This is a genomic window from Sphingomonas yabuuchiae (genome assembly GCF_001477495.1).
Classification (GTDB): Bacteria; Pseudomonadota; Alphaproteobacteria; order Sphingomonadales; family Sphingomonadaceae; genus Sphingomonas; species Sphingomonas yabuuchiae_A.
Genome location: NZ_LDTF01000020.1, coordinates 13423 through 27841 on the forward strand (window position 1 = coordinate 13423; position 14419 = coordinate 27841).

Genomic DNA, 14419 nt, shown 5'->3' on the forward strand with positions numbered 1-14419 from the left:
CATGCTCTTACGCTTACGCCTTACGCCTCTTGGATCTGATACAGCGGTGCCGTCGCCCGCATCGTCAGACCTTCCGTTTCGTAGCGAAGCTCAACGCCGCCAGAGCCACTTAGTCCCATGCGAATGATCCGAGAGCCGAAGCCACGTCGCGTCGGCTCCACCGCCGGCGGACCGCCGCGTTCCACCCAGGCCAGATCGAGGACATCCTTCTCGCCGTCACGGCGCACTGACCATGTCACCGACACGGTGCCGGCAGACGCGCTCAGCGCGCCGTATTTGGCGGCGTTGGTCGCCAGCTCGTGCAGCATGAGCGTGAGCGCCAGCGTTGCGCGTGGCCCGATCGTCACGTCAGGCCCGGAGATTTCGAACCGGTCGGTGCCGAACGTCGTCAACGCACTGCGCACCACATCACCGATGCTGGCGCTTGACCAATTGTCACGCGTGAGAACGTCATGTGCCGAAGCGAGCGCGGCCAGTCGCTGACCAAACGCCGTGACCGCCTCCTGGTCTTCTGCCTTGCCCAGCGTCTGGTTGGCGATCGCTTGCACCACGCTCATTGTGTTCTTGATACGGTGGGCCAGTTCGCCGTTCAGAAGCTCCTGCTGCTCACGCGCCTTCTGTAGTTCGGTGTGATCTCGCGAGACAGACAGGATGCGGGCTACTTCACCATCGGGACCGGCGATCGGCGATACCGAGACCGACCAGTGCTTCGGCGTTCCAAGGTAGGTGTTCGCTGGTGCCTCGAAGTGCGTCGTCTCGCCACGCTTGGCGGCTTCAATCGCTTCCTTCGCGGCGGTGGAGCCGCCCTCCTGCAGCAAATCGGGCCACGGACAGCCGCTCACCGAATTGAAATCGCTAATCTCCATGACCTTCATACCGCCCTCGCTCATGAACGAGAGGCGACCATCCAGCTCGACCACCTTGATGCAGTCGGTCGAAGCGGCAAGCACGCTGCGCAGGAAGCTGGCGGTTTCCTTGGCTTCCTTCTCGGCGCGACGCCGCTCGATTGCGGTCCAAGTCCGATTGCCTGCGTCCGCGATGAATTGCAGTTCTTCGGGCGTCCAGTCCCGCGGTGCACCGTCGTTGACGTAGAGGATGGCAACCGTGCGGCCCTTCTCCACGATCGGTCGGTTGACGAGGCTGCGCACTGCAACGGATTCCAGCGGGGCAGTGTTGCCCGAGGTGCGGGGATCAAGCCGGATGTCGGGAATGACGACGGTGCGGCCCTGACGCAGGTCCTCCGCATAGCCACCATAGTCGTCCATGCGGTAGGTGCCGGAGAGGCTGGGATAGCCCTGTGCCGTCCAGTCATTCGGGACGGTGAAGGTCTCTCCATCTTCCCCGACCGCGCCATAGCCGACACGGCCGACGCCGAGCGTGCGGCCGATGATGGCGGTGGCCGCGCGCACCACGTCTTCGGGATCGTTGATTGCCGTCAGCGCCCGGCCAAGCTCGGCCAGTGCATCGCGACGCTGGTCGGCGCGGACGCGATCGGTGACTTCGAGGAACAGCAACGTAAAGCGATCACCGCCGGCAGGTTGGCAAATACCGTCATACCAGCGGTCCAGATCGCCGACCTGACGGGTAAAGCGGATCGCCTCACCCGTCTCGACGACACGGGCGGACTCCATCACCCATTCGTCCTCAATACCGGGGATCACCTCGCTGACCGTCCGGCCGACAACACTCCCACGCTCGATACCGACAAGATCGTACCAAGCGTTGTTCACCTCGATGTAGCGCAAATCGACAATCCGACCCGCCTGGTCGCGAACGACCTCACCTAGAACGAAACCCTCTTCAAGCGTCTCGAACAGCCCGCGCCATTTGGCATCGGTGGAGGAGAGATCGGCCTCGGCGCGATCGCGCTCCTGCTGGGCGCGAACGCGCACCGTGCTTTCGGAGGTGATATTGAGCAAACCGACGACCTCGCCGGCGTCACCGCGCACCGGCGAGTAAGCGAAGTCGTACCACGTCAGTTCCGGGTAGCCGTGACGCGTCATGGTCAGCGGTTGGTCGCGAAAAGCCACGCTTTCGCCGGCGAAGACGCGATCGATCAGAGGGGCGATCTCCGGCCATAGCTCGGGCCACACTTCCTCGGTTGGGCGTCCCAGCGCGTCGGGATGGCGGCCGCCGAGGATGGGCGCGTAGCCGTCGTTATAGAGTAGGATGCGTTCCGGCCCCCAGATGACGCACATCGGATGCAGCGACGCAAGCATTGTATCGACCGTGACACTAAGCGCTGCCGGCCATGTGACGCGCGCACCCAATGGGCTTGCCCGCCAATCGAGTGCGTCAATCAGATCGATCATACGCGGTGCGTCATGCGTGTCGCCCCCGGCGACACCCTCAACGTAGCTCACCATTCCTGCCGTCGCTTCCTCAACCCAAGCGTTGAACATGCCCGCCCCCCGGCAGGTCGGATTATTCCTAGCCGCATTTTCCGGAGATTGGAACAAAAGGCAGTCGGGCTTAAAGCTTCCGCGATCGTACAAACTCCGTCGCGATCGTCGGATGTAGGCCTCTGGTTAACCGAGGGATGGAAGACCGGCGTTTGAACCCGAGTGGCGTCGATTTCGGGATCAGGATGTTTTGGCGAAGCTTTTTTGGCCTGACTGAACGGAAATCATTTCGACATCGCGGGCGAACTATGGGTGTTACAAGCTGTTATGAAATATTGGCTCTCTCCACAAATCGTTATGCCCTTGTCGTCGACGACGATCCGATCATCCTCATTGACCTTGCCAGCATCCTGACAGACGCGGATTTTCGGTGCGTGGAAGCCGATCATGGCGATGCCGCGAAGGACATGCTTCCGGATCATGCCGAGAGCATTACGCTGCTCTTTTCCGACGTGGAAACGTCGGGCGGCACGAACGGGTTCGAGCTCGCTTATTATGTGGCGGCAACCTATCCCTAAATCGAGATCGCGATTGCCAGCGGCAGGATCACGCCAGAACCGGGTGAACTGCCCGACCACGCGACGTTCATCGACAAACCGTTCATTACCCGAATGGTGCACGATCACCTGCGTGAACGGCTTCCTGACGGCAAGAAGCCTGAGCCGCTCAAGAACGCGGTGTAGTCTTATCGGGTCTTTCCCGTTTCACTATCGATTGTAGGAAATAGGCACCTTAAATTGACGATGCAGAGATGTAGGCACCAATCGCGATCACCACGGCGGCAAAGCCGCGTTCGAGCAGCCCCTTGCGCGTGCCAAGAACCTTGCCCAGCGCAATACCGCTGATCGTTCCAATGACGCCACCCATGACTAGCAACGCGGTCACGCTCCAATCGACCAGCCCCGACACGGCGTAGGAGGTGGCGGTGGTCAGCCCCAGCGCGCTGACGACAACCAGCGACGTGCCGATGGCAAAGGGCAGCGGCATCGCGGTCGCCAGGATCAGCCCTGGCACGATCAGGAACCCTCCTCCGATCCCGAAGAAGCCGGCGGCAAGCCCGACGCCCAGCCCGATCGGCACCAGACGCGGCAGCAGCGTCGCCGCGCTGTCGCGGGTCAGGCGCACGTCGGGCGCTTCCGCCGTGCGGCGCTGGCGCAGCATCGACGCTCCGACGCCGATCATCAGCAGCCCGAACAGGACGAGCAGGCGCTTGCCGTCGAACGCCTTGCCCAACTCCGCCCCCAGCGCCGCACCGATCATCCCCGACACCGCGAAGACACCGGCGCACCGCCACTTCACCCGGCCCGCCTGCGCATGGCCGATCAGGCTGGCAAGCGCATTCACCGTGACGGCGACAGCGGCCGTCCCGATCGCGGCATGCGGCGATCCGACCCCGACGACATAGATCAGGAGCGGTACGGCGAGGATCGACCCGCCCCCGCCGACAAGGCCGAGGATCAGGCCGATCACGCCGCCCGATGCGAGCGCGGCAACGATGGCGGCGGTGTCCATGATCGCCTCAGGCGGCCGCGCGCCGGTTCCACGGCATCACGCGCAGTAGGTTTGCCATGCCGCACCATCCCGTCGCACCCGCGAATATCAGCCCCGCCCCCACGAACGCCGACAGGCTGAAGAAGCCGGGCGCGACGAACGTGCCGAGCAGCACGCCGGTCAGCACCAGCGCCCCGGCGGTGATCTGCACCTGCCGCATGATTTCCAGCGGCTGCGATCGATCGGCGACAGTCGGCTGTCCCGCCTGCCGCCACGCATCGATGCCGCCTTCGAGGATATAGGCCAGTGCGCCGCCGGCTGCCGCGCCGAGCTGCGTGGCATTGGCGGCGGTGCGCATCCCCGACTTGCAGTGGAAGACGACCGGACGGTCGTCGCGCGGCAGATTGCCGATCCGGTCGAGCGGTACGTTCAATGCACCGGGGATGCGCTCCCGCGCATGTTCGTCAGCACCGCGAATGTCGATCAGGCGCGCACCGGCATCGATCGCAGCGCGGGTGTCGGCGGGGGAAAGGGTCGCAAGCGTCATCGCATCAATCCTTGCAATAGAGCTGGTAGAGGGTGGCGAGCAGCGTTTCGACGCGGGGGTCCGCAATGGCGTACCAGAGCGTCTGGCTTTCCCGCCGATAGGTGACGAGGCCTTCGTCGCGCATCTTGGCGAGGTGCTGCGAGCAGGCCGATTGCGACAGCCCGACATCGCGGGCCAGATCGCCGACCGTCACCTCGCCATGCTCGACCAGCTTGCACAGCAGCATCAGCCGCCGCGCGTTGCCGATCGCCTTCAGCGTGTCGGCCACCTGTCCGGCCTTCGCCTCGAAGGTCGCCAGGTCCATCGGCGGTTTGAGCATCGTCATAACTCCATTAGATATTGCTTATGTAGAATCCTCTAATATGTTAGCAAGCGCTAACGGAGGAAATCATGACCCAGCCCTTCATCGAGGCGTTCTTTGACGAGCCGACCAACACGATCAGCTATCTTGTCGGCGACCCTGCGACGCGGACCGCGGCGGTGATCGACCCGGTGCTCGACTTCGACATGGCGAGCGGCGTCGCCGATACGCGCTCGGCCGAACGCATCGTAGCCTTCGCCCGCGCGCAGGACTGGCGGATCGCGATGGTGCTGGAGACGCACGCCCATGCCGATCACCTGTCGGCCGCCCCCTTCATCAAGGCGCAGACCGGTGCCTGGATCGGGATCGGCGCGCATATCCGCGACGTGCAGAAGATTTTCCGCCCCGTATTTGCGATGGACAACCTGAAGACGGATGGATCGGACTTCGACCGATTGTTCGAGGATGGGGAGCGTTTCGCGATCGGCGCGTTGCAGGTCGAGGTGCTGCACGTCCCCGGCCACACGCCCGCAGATGTCGCCTATCGGATCGGCGATGCGGCGTTCGTCGGCGATACGCTGTTCATGCCCGACTATGGCACCGCCCGTGCCGACTTTCCCGGTGGCGATGCGCGCACGCTCTACCGCTCGATCCGGCGGCTGCTGGCGTTGCCCGACGCGACGCGGCTGTTCCTGTGCCACGACTATAAGGCACCGGGCCGCGACGAGTATCGCTGGGAGACGATGGTGGGCGAACAGCGCCGCACGAGCGTCCACGTCCATGACGGGGTGAGCGAGGACGCGTTCGTCGCCCTGCGCGAACAACGCGACGCCGGGCTGTCCGTGCCCAAGCTGCTGCTGCCATCAATCCAGGTCAACATCCGCGCGGGCCATTTCGAACCGGCCGAGGCGAACGGCGTCACCTACCTGCGCATCCCGGTGAAGTGGCGCGATGGCTGAGGTTCCGTGATCCGAAGTTCAATCGGCGGATCGGCGCTGAGGGGAAAGACGCTACCTGCCCGTACAGCCATGTGCCGGCGGCTAGAAGGAGAACATGATCGAGGCGTAGCCGTAACTGACATCGCGCGGGTCGGGTGCGTTAGGCGCCTCGCGCAGAAACCGCCCCTTGAACAGCCGCGCATAGCCGAGATCGAGCGCGAGGATATCCACGATCAGATCATATTCGACCTGCAGCTGCACCTGCTGTCCGGCGTTGCGCCCGGCACGGCCGGTGGCGTCACGCAGGTCGCTGTTGCTGAAACGATCTACCGCGCTGGCGAGGCGGAGCAGGCGATAGTCGCTCATTATCGACAAGCCGCCCGCCGGCGACGCCTTCAGGCGGAAACCGGGGGAGAGCATGTTCGACCGGTCCGCCGCGCCGAACAATTCGGTAGGCCCGAATTCGAACCGCCGGGCACCGTACAGCGTGTCGAACCGTCCGATCCGATCCTCCCGCCTGTTGCCGGTATAATAGTCGAGGAATGCGGTAAGTTCGGGTTTACATCCGCCCGCGAAGCGATAGCCGACATCGCCATGGAAACCATAGGCCGCGACCGGCACGACCGGTTTGCCGCTGTCCGGGCTGCCGTCGCGCCCGCGTCCATATTGCGCCATCGCCTCGACTTCGAACGTCATGCCTTGGTCGGGCCGGGCGAACAGTCGCGCCCCCGGCGTGAACAGCCGCCGGTCGCTGCGATCCGCCTGGCTTTCGCCGCGCTCAATCAGGCCATAAGCGTAGGTTTCGAAACGGATTTCGCCGCCGAGAGGCAGGCGGTTGAAGGCGCCGAACAGTTGCAGGTCGGAACTCTCGCGATCCCATTGCGGCCGGTTGTGCCGGATCGCGGTGGTGCCGGTCGGCAACCGGACGGTAGGCATGGTCCAGAAGGCGACGAATTCGCGACCGTCCCCGCCTTCGCGCGTCAGGCGTATTCCGGTGAAGGATGTGACGGAGGTGCGGAATCCCTGCCGTGCGACGAGCCGTTCGGATCCCAGCTGCATCGTCATCCGCCCGACCTTAAAATAGCTGGCACTACTGCTACCCAGTGCCTCGCCAAGATCGCCTTGCGCATAATATTGCGAGAATTCGAGCGCATTCACGACATCGGTTCCGACCGACGATCCGCGCCGCTGGAAATAGGCGCGGGCGTCGTGGAATTCCGCACCAAACCGCACCGGCCCGGCATCATATTCGGCGAACAGCGTCGTGCGCAGCGCCAGCACCTGATCGCGGTTGACCGCGTCCTCGCGAAACTGGCCGTCGATCGCCTCGAACCGGGCACGGACGCTGCCCGACAGGTGCCAGTTATCGGGCGCGCCGACCGCTTCGTGCAGCAGACCGTCCTCGGTGATCTGCGCCGCCGCTGCGGATGGCAGGGCTACCGCCAGTAGCGCCAGCAATCCAAAAGTCGTGGTGTTGCCCGATTTGCGCACGTCTGTTCCCGTCGTCGGTCCTGTTCAACGCGGCGCTTCCTGGACGTCCCGTCCCGCCGTACTATTTGAAATATCGACCCAACCGATCGATCCCCCGCACGGCGCATGTCAGGGGCGACGTTGCTCCTCACGATATTCCTGCAACACCTCTCTCACGTCGCGGCGGTCCTCGCGCGATACGGGTTCGGGGCGCTTGCTGTCCGCAGGCCGTCCGGTCAGGCACAGGCGGGCATGAACCGGCAGATGGTCGGAGCCGACATCCTCCAGCACCGCAAGGTCACGCACGGCGAATTCCGGCGTCACGAACAGGTGATCGAGCGGCCAGCCGAGCAGCGGCGTTCGTGCCGGGAAGGTGGCGAATGTGCTGCGCCCGATGCGCGGATCGAGATAGCCGCCGACACGCTTGAACAGCTGGGACGTGTGCGACCACGCCACATCGTTGAAATCGCCGATCGCCAGAACCGGCAGTCTTGTCCGGGCAGCGCGCCGTGCCGCAATCGCTATCTCGGCGTCGCGTGCTTCGGTATCCTGTCCTGGCAAGGGCGGCCGGGGATGCAGAGCGATCAACCGGAACGGGTCCCCCGCCGTCAGTTCGGCATGCATCGAAGGCGTGTTCTTCTCAGCGATCGTTTCGATGTTGGCGTCGCGCATCGGCAGCCGGGTCGCCAGGATCATGCCATAGGTGTTGCCGAGAGGGCGTTCGAGCCGGTTCGGATAGCGTGCCAGTTGCGGTGCCAGCGCCGCCGCCCAGCGCTTGTCGGTTTCCATCAGCAACAGGAGGTCGGGACGGATCCGATCGATCAGCTGTGCCGTCCGGCGATAGTCGCGGTTGGATTCGAGGACGTTCAGCGAGAGTATGCTGAAGCACCGATCCGTTGAGGCGGAACCGGCCTTCGCGAACGCCAATTCCGTTCGGGCGAACGGTGTATAGGGATAGATGCGATATAGCTGCCACCCCGCAGCGACCGCGCAGCACAGCGCGACCCAACGCCCGACCCGTCGATCCAGCCACAGTGCCGCCCCTCCGGCGAACAGCAGTGCCACGAGGATCTGGACTCGCGGGAAATCCCAGATCCTGATCCACCACTCATTCGATTCTACGATGCTGAGCGCGGTGACCAGGATCAGCAATCCGGCAAAGGCGCGGACGAGATAGACGAGAATGCGCATGGCGGGATTCCAGGGCTGGTGCGGCCGATCGACGATCAGACCGCGGCATCGTTCAGAAAGGAAAGAAGATCGGTATCACCACGATCGCAACCACGAAGGTGATGAGGTTCAAGGGCAAACCGACTTTCACGAAGTCCATGTAGCGATACCCGCCCATCTGATAGACGATGACGTTGGTCTGATACCCGAACGGCGTCGCAAACGCCGCGCTGCCTGCCATCATCACCGCGACCAGGAACGGCCGCGGACTGACGCCGAGACTTTCTGCCAGCGCGACCGCGATCGGCGTGACCAGCACGGCGACTGTCGCGTTCGACAACAACTCGGTCAGCACCATCGTTACGCCGTACAGGACGATCAGCGCAGTCAGCGGTCCGAACTCCTGCATCGATCCCACCAGCGCCCCGGTCGCCGTCGCGGCCAGGCCGCTTTGCTCCATTGCCAGCCCGATGACGACCATGCCGGCGATGAGGATCAGAATCTGCGGCCGCAGCCCACCATAGGCTTCGTCGGCGGTGATGACGCGCAGCAGGATCAGCAGCACGGCGCCAGCAAAGGCCGATGCGGCAATCGGCGCGATGCCAACCGCAGCCACGGCGATTGCGCCGACGAAGACGGCAAACGCGATCGCCGCCTTGGCCGGTTGGAAGGCGCGATGTTCTGCGAACAGCGTCGGATCGCCGACCTGCGCGTTCGGCACGTCGACGTCACGGCGTTCCGGAACCGGACTGTCATCAGCGATGCTGGCGCGCATCAGCTTGCCGCTGAACAGGAACAGGTAGATCGCTCCCGCCAACGCGATCGGCAGGCCCACGGGAGTAATCTCGAAGATGCCGAAGCGCGGTTGCCCTGCATTGCGCGCCATGTCGTCGACCAGCAGATTGGTCGAGGTTCCGATCAGGGTGCAGCAGCCGGTCAGCACCGTGATGTATGATAGCGGCATCAGATAGCGTTTGGGCGGCAGTTTCAGCGCCGTCGCGACATCGCGCACGACCGGCGCACCCAGCACGACGATCGGCGTGCTGTTGAGGAAACAGGATGCGACCCCGATCGCACCCAGCATCAGCCAGATACCGGCCGATCCCAGCTGCTTGCACATCCTGACTGCCGCTTCGATCGCGCGGTCGAGCAGGCCCGACAGTTCGAGGGCGTAGGCGATGACGAACAGCGACGCGAGCGCGATGATCGCCGGGCTGGCAAAGGCGCTCTGGACGTCGATCGGCCGCACGACGCCGGCAATCAGCAGGACGGCCGCACCGCTCAGCGCCACGACGTCCGAGCGCACCCTGTCCCAGATCAGCGCCGCGACGACCAGCACCAGCACCAGCAACGTCAGCATCTGGTCGAAGGTCACGCCGGTATCGCCCGGGCGGACGACATGCCGCGATCGGGCAGCACGTCCGGGATTATATCGTCGAATGTCATGGCCTTGGGTATGCCAATTTGGCGGGCTTTGCTATCGGTGCCGTATGAACGAGCCAACCTTGCGGAACAGCCGGCTTGCGCTGGCAGGCGGTCTGGCGATTGCCCTGGCGGTCGGCGGAACCGGGTTCCTGATCGGGCGGGGCACATCCCCGCGCGAGGTCGCGCCGCCCGCCGCTGCCCCGGTTGCGGCGGTGCCTGCGGTTGTCCAACCCGCGCCTTCGCTGTCCGACCCGGGCGATATCGTCAAAACCCGTGCCGACCTGATCGCGCTGGCATCGCAGGCAGCGGATGCGTTCGCATCGGGCCGGTCCCTGCCGAAGGCGGCGGCCGATCTGGCGGGGCAGCGGTTCGAATTGCGGCTTCCCTTCGGATGTCGCGGCCCGTCCGACTCGGACAGCAATAGCCCGATGCGCTGGCGCTACGATGGCGAGGCAAAGGCGCTGCGCGTCCATGTCGCGCCCGTCGTCTGGGGCGGCGCGGACTTGGGCGCGTCGGGGGATGGATCAGCGATCGGTGCGGCAGCGGAAGGGTTTTGGATTCCTCGCCCGTGGACGGCTAGCGAAACCTGTCCGGCCGCGCAGGACAGTGCAGCGCCCACCGGCGCCGATGCGGTCACCCTGCCAGGGCAGACATTGGCGGTCGCCCAATTTGCCGATGGCGCGGGGCAAGGGCTGCGCGACGGAAAACCCTACGAGACCGTGGTGCGCGCGGCCCCGGAAGAGGCGCCCGGCACTCAGGGCCTGCAGCTTCGCCTGCGCGGCCGGATCGGCGGAACGGCGGATCGATCGCCCGTGTCGTGCCGACAGCCTGCCGGTCCCGAACAGCGCCCGATCTGCATCGTCGCGGTCACGTTCGACGATGTGGCGATCGACAACCCGCAAACCGGCAAGACGCTGGCCATCTGGAGCGCCGACCGGGCCAGCCTGCCCGATCGATAGGGCGGCGCGGGTTACCGGCTGGCCGCGGCGATCACTGCCCGCGTGACATCGCCCATCAGCCGCATCCGCGCCGGAATGGGCTGGCGCGTGCTCGCGATCATCACGGCAAGCGCATAACGATGCCCGTCCGGCGCCACGAGCAGACCGACGTCGTTATAGCCAGTCGACAATTTGCCGAGATCCTGCCCGGTTCCGGTCTTGTGGGCGAGCGTCCAGCCGGGACGCAGGCCGGACTTCAGGCGTAGCGGACCGGTCTTGCTGGCTCGCATCAGCGTCAGCAGCGATGCGGTCGACCGATCGCTCAACAGCCGGCCCTGCGCCAGCAACGATAGTCCGAGCGTCACGCCATTGGCCGATGCGCCGTCCAGCGGCGCGTCGAGATAGCGGCGCAGCGCCTTGTCCCGCGCTGCATAGGGCATCGCGGCGCGCGCCTGCAGGAACCCCCAGCCACCAGCCCATTCAGGACGCCATGCCAGCCCGGCAGTGCGGGCCTGCAACTGCCGTTCGCCGGGACCGAAGCGGACGCCGGCAACACCCTTGTCCTTCAACATCCGGTTGACCGCCACGGGACCGCCGATCCGCCACAGGAGGACGTCGTTGGCGGTGTTGTCGCTGCGCGACATGGCGCCACGCAGCAGATCGCCGACCGTCGTCCTGTAGCCCGTTTTTCCGACCAGCGTCCGGATCGGCTGGTGGAACACGGTCAGGTCGGCACGAGTGACGGTCACCGGATCGGCAAGCGACAATCGTCCCTGATCGACCGCATCCATGACCCCGATGGCGACCCATAGCTTGCTGACACTCTGCTGCGGACGCGGGGTGTCGCCCTGCCAGTCGACGACCCAGTTTTCGTCGATATCGCGCACGCTGATGCCCACCTGGCCTTCGAAACCTGCGCCCAGTGCTTGCACGGCGTTCAGCAGGTCCGCCGATGGCTGCGGCCGGGCGACGACCAACGGTGCTTCGGGAATGACGGATGCGGGAGTACGATTGGCGACCGGGACAGGAGGCGGCGGGCCGGCAGGTCGACCGGCAGGAACGCAGGCGGGCAGAACCGCCAGGACAGCAATTGCGCTGGCGCAGCGAAACAACAATCGGATCGTCAACAGGGCTTCCCTTTTTCGGCCTTGTAACGAACTGACGATAAAGCGAAAACCTGCTCAAGCCGCCTTCAACGCAGCCGCCGCTCCGTCCAGCGCAGGGAAGGTTCGTTCCGTTCCGGTCGCAGCCGCCCGCATCAAGGTTTCGTGGCGATACTCGACAGGTCGATGGCGGCGTCGATCTCCGTGCCGGCTTCCTTTCGCTCCGAATAGCGATCGACTAATTGCGCGGTGTGCGGACGCAGCAGGACGGTGAAGCGCACCAGTTCCTCCATCACGTCTACGATCCGGTCGTAATAGCTCGACGGCTTCATGCGCCCTGCATCATCGAACTCGGTGAACGCTTTGGCAACCGACGACTGGTTAGGGATCGTCACCATTCGCATCCAGCGGCCCAGCACGCGCAGCGTGTTGACGCTGTTGAACGACTGCGATCCCGCTGACACCTGCATGACCGCCAGCGTGCGACCCTGCGTCGGGCGCATCCCGCCCATGCTGAGCGGCAGGTGGTCGATCTGCAGCTTCATGATCCCGGTAATCTGGCCGTGGCGCTCGGGGCTGCACCACACCTGCCCTTCCGACCACATCGACAGCTCGCGCAGTTCATGGACGGCCGGATGATCGTCGCCGGTATGCTGGTCGGGCAGCGGCAACGTCGCGGGGTCGAAGATGCGTGTCTCGCAGCCGAAGAAGCGGAGCAGTCGCGCCGCCTCCTCAATACACAGGCGCGAATAGGATCGCTCGCGCAGCGACCCGTAGAGCAGCAGGATGCGGGGCGGCGGATCGCCAGCGCCTAAACCAAGCGCGGGGCGATCGAGCGCATAACGCCGATCGAGCGCAGGCAGATGGTCGGCGTCGGCGAGGTCGCGGAGCGGCATCAGGCAATTCCAATTCGCAGCGCGAGCGCCGCCAAGGTGATGAGCAGGACAGGCACGGTGAGCGTGACCCCGACCCGGAAATAATAGCCCCATCCGATGCTGACGCCCTTCTGCCCCAGAACGTGCAGCCACAGCAGCGTCGCGAGCGAGCCGATCGGCGTCAGCTTGGGACCGAGGTCGCAGCCAATCACATTGGCGTAGATCATCGCTTCCTTGACCGCCCCGGTCGCCTGGCTGGCGTCGATCGACAGCGCACCCACCAGCACGGTCGGCATGTTGTTCATCACCGACGACAGAACGGCCGCGATCACGCCCGTTCCCAGTGCCGCGCCCCACACCCCGCCTTGTGAGGTGCGATCGAGCAGCGCCGCCAGATGATCGGTAAGTCCAGCGTTCCGCAGGCCGTAGACGACCAGGTACATGCCCAGCGAAAAAATCACGACCTGCCAAGGCGCACCACTCAGCACCTTGCGCGTTCCGATCACATGGCCCCGCCCAGCGATCACCAACAGCAGGATCGCACCGGCAGCGGCGACGGCGCTGACTGGCACGCCGAGCGGTTCGAGTAGGAAGAAGCCGGCGAGCAGGAGCGCAAGGACGATCCATCCGGCGCGGAAGGTTGCGGCGTCACGGATCGCGGCAGCGGGAGCGCGCAACGCGTCAACGTCGTAATCGTGCGGTATGTCGCGGCGGAAGAAGAGCAACAACGCGCCCAGCGTGGCGGCGATCGATACCAGATCGACCGGCACCATCACGGCCGCATAGTCACCGAAGCCGATCTTGAAAAAGTCGGCCGACACGATGTTGACGAGGTTCGAGACGACCAGCGGCAGACTTGCGGTGTCGGCGATGAACCCCGCTGCCATGACGAACGCCAGCGTCGCCTTATCCTTGAACCCCAGCGCGCGCAGCATGGCGATGACGATCGGTGTCAGGATCAACGCCGCGCCGTCATTGGCGAACAGCGCCGACACCGCCGCGCCGAGCAGCACGATCAGGACGAACAGCCGGCGACCATGCCCCCCGCCCCAGCGCGCGACATGCAAAGCCGCCCATTCGAAGAACCCGGCTTCATCAAGCAACAGACTGATGACGATGATCGCGACGAACGCAGCGGTCGCGTTCCAGACGATGCCCCATACCACCGGCACGTCGGACAGGGTGACGACGCCCGCAAGCAGCGCCACGACGGCACCGCCCATCGCGCTCCACCCGATGCCGAGGCCCCTGGGTTGCCAGATGACGAGCGTGATCGTCGCGACGAAGATCAGCACGGCAAGAAGCATCAGGCGACGCGCTGGCCCGATGCATCGACCACCTGTTCGCCGTCTTCCTTGGCAAACGCGGCGAGCTGGCCGCTTGGCAGCAAATCGAGGACGGCTTCAGACGGGCGGCACAGCTTCACGCCGAGCGGGGAGACGACCAGCGGCCGGTTGATGAGGATCGGATGCGCCATCATCGCATCGACCAGCGCGTCGTCGGACAGCGACGTGTCGCCCAGGCTCAGTTCCGCATAGGGCGTGCCTTTCTCGCGCAGCAGCTCACGCGGCGTCATGCCGGCGCGGTCGATCAGCGCGACCAGCAGCGCGCGCGAGGGCGGCGTTTTCAGATACTCGACCACGTGCGGCTCGATGCCGGCATTGCGGATCATTGCCAGCGTGTTGCGCGACGTGCCGCATTCGGGATTGTGGTAGATGACGATATCGACGGCCGAGCCATTCGGTTTCATAGGCGTCCT

14 protein-coding genes are annotated in these 14419 nt (G+C 64.9%); 2 read left to right on the forward strand and 12 right to left on the reverse strand.

Annotated elements, in window-relative coordinates; translation table 11 throughout:
- Positions 1-20 precede the first annotated feature (20 nt).
- From NS355_RS05635 to NS355_RS05655, 5 genes are all read right to left on the reverse strand, one after another.
- Positions 21-2312 carry a PAS domain-containing sensor histidine kinase gene (locus tag NS355_RS05635; protein ID WP_244489572.1) on the reverse strand — a complete coding sequence of 764 codons (2292 nt, stop codon included), beginning with the start codon at positions 2310-2312 and terminating at the stop codon, positions 21-23.
- Positions 2313-2626: 314 nt separating this feature from the next.
- A complete protein-coding gene (locus NS355_RS19195) occupies positions 2627-3028 on the reverse strand; it encodes a hypothetical protein (RefSeq protein ID WP_209445025.1) in 402 nt (133 codons plus the stop codon).
- Positions 3029-3134: 106 nt separating this feature from the next.
- Positions 3135-3914: a sulfite exporter TauE/SafE family protein gene (locus NS355_RS05645; protein ID WP_058744811.1), complete on the reverse strand. Its 780-nt coding sequence runs from the start codon at positions 3912-3914 to the stop codon at positions 3135-3137.
- A gap of 7 nt (positions 3915-3921) precedes the next feature.
- On the reverse strand, positions 3922-4440 hold the full coding sequence (locus NS355_RS05650; protein ID WP_058744812.1) for a rhodanese family protein: 519 nt from the start codon (positions 4438-4440) through the stop codon (positions 3922-3924).
- A 4-nt stretch (positions 4441-4444) separates the two neighbouring features.
- Positions 4445-4759, reverse strand: a complete 315-nt coding sequence (locus NS355_RS05655; RefSeq protein WP_066689549.1) for an ArsR/SmtB family transcription factor — start codon at positions 4757-4759, stop codon at positions 4445-4447.
- Positions 4760-4830: 71 nt separating this feature from the next.
- On the opposite strand from NS355_RS05655, the gene NS355_RS05660 reads away from it, so the two are divergent.
- Complete coding sequence (locus tag NS355_RS05660) at positions 4831-5700, forward strand: MBL fold metallo-hydrolase (RefSeq protein WP_058744814.1); 870 nt, start codon at positions 4831-4833, stop codon at positions 5698-5700.
- 81 nt (positions 5701-5781) lie between these two features.
- Here NS355_RS05660 and NS355_RS05665 read toward each other — a convergent pair whose 3' ends face one another.
- The 3 genes from NS355_RS05665 to NS355_RS05675 form a co-directional block, all read right to left on the reverse strand.
- Positions 5782-7170, reverse strand: coding sequence for an alginate export family protein (locus NS355_RS05665; protein ID WP_058744815.1), 1389 nt, complete (start codon positions 7168-7170; stop codon positions 5782-5784).
- Between the two features lie 108 nt (positions 7171-7278).
- Positions 7279-8340: an endonuclease/exonuclease/phosphatase family protein gene (locus NS355_RS05670; protein WP_058744816.1), complete on the reverse strand. Its 1062-nt coding sequence runs from the start codon at positions 8338-8340 to the stop codon at positions 7279-7281.
- A gap of 52 nt (positions 8341-8392) precedes the next feature.
- Positions 8393-9694, reverse strand: coding sequence for an SLC13 family permease (locus tag NS355_RS05675; protein ID WP_058744817.1), 1302 nt, complete (start codon positions 9692-9694; stop codon positions 8393-8395).
- Positions 9695-9809: 115 nt separating this feature from the next.
- Between NS355_RS05675 and NS355_RS05680 the strand changes: the two genes are divergently transcribed.
- A complete protein-coding gene (locus NS355_RS05680; protein ID WP_058744818.1) occupies positions 9810-10703 on the forward strand; it encodes a hypothetical protein in 894 nt (297 codons plus the stop codon).
- An 11-nt stretch (positions 10704-10714) separates the two neighbouring features.
- Here NS355_RS05680 and NS355_RS05685 read toward each other — a convergent pair whose 3' ends face one another.
- From NS355_RS05685 to arsC, 4 genes are all read right to left on the reverse strand, one after another.
- Complete coding sequence (locus NS355_RS05685; RefSeq protein ID WP_058744839.1) at positions 10715-11674, reverse strand: serine hydrolase; 960 nt, start codon at positions 11672-11674, stop codon at positions 10715-10717.
- Between the two features lie 266 nt (positions 11675-11940).
- Positions 11941-12681 carry an arsenical resistance protein ArsH gene (gene arsH, locus NS355_RS05690; RefSeq protein WP_058744819.1) on the reverse strand — a complete coding sequence of 247 codons (741 nt, stop codon included), beginning with the start codon at positions 12679-12681 and terminating at the stop codon, positions 11941-11943.
- Positions 12681-13967, reverse strand: coding sequence for an arsenic transporter (locus NS355_RS05695; protein WP_058744820.1), 1287 nt, complete (start codon positions 13965-13967; stop codon positions 12681-12683). Before NS355_RS05695 ends, arsH begins: the two co-directional genes overlap by 1 nt.
- Positions 13967-14410, reverse strand: coding sequence for an arsenate reductase (glutaredoxin) (arsC, locus tag NS355_RS05700; RefSeq protein WP_058744821.1), 444 nt, complete (start codon positions 14408-14410; stop codon positions 13967-13969). Before arsC ends, NS355_RS05695 begins: the two co-directional genes overlap by 1 nt.
- Between the last annotated feature and the right edge of the window lie 9 nt (positions 14411-14419).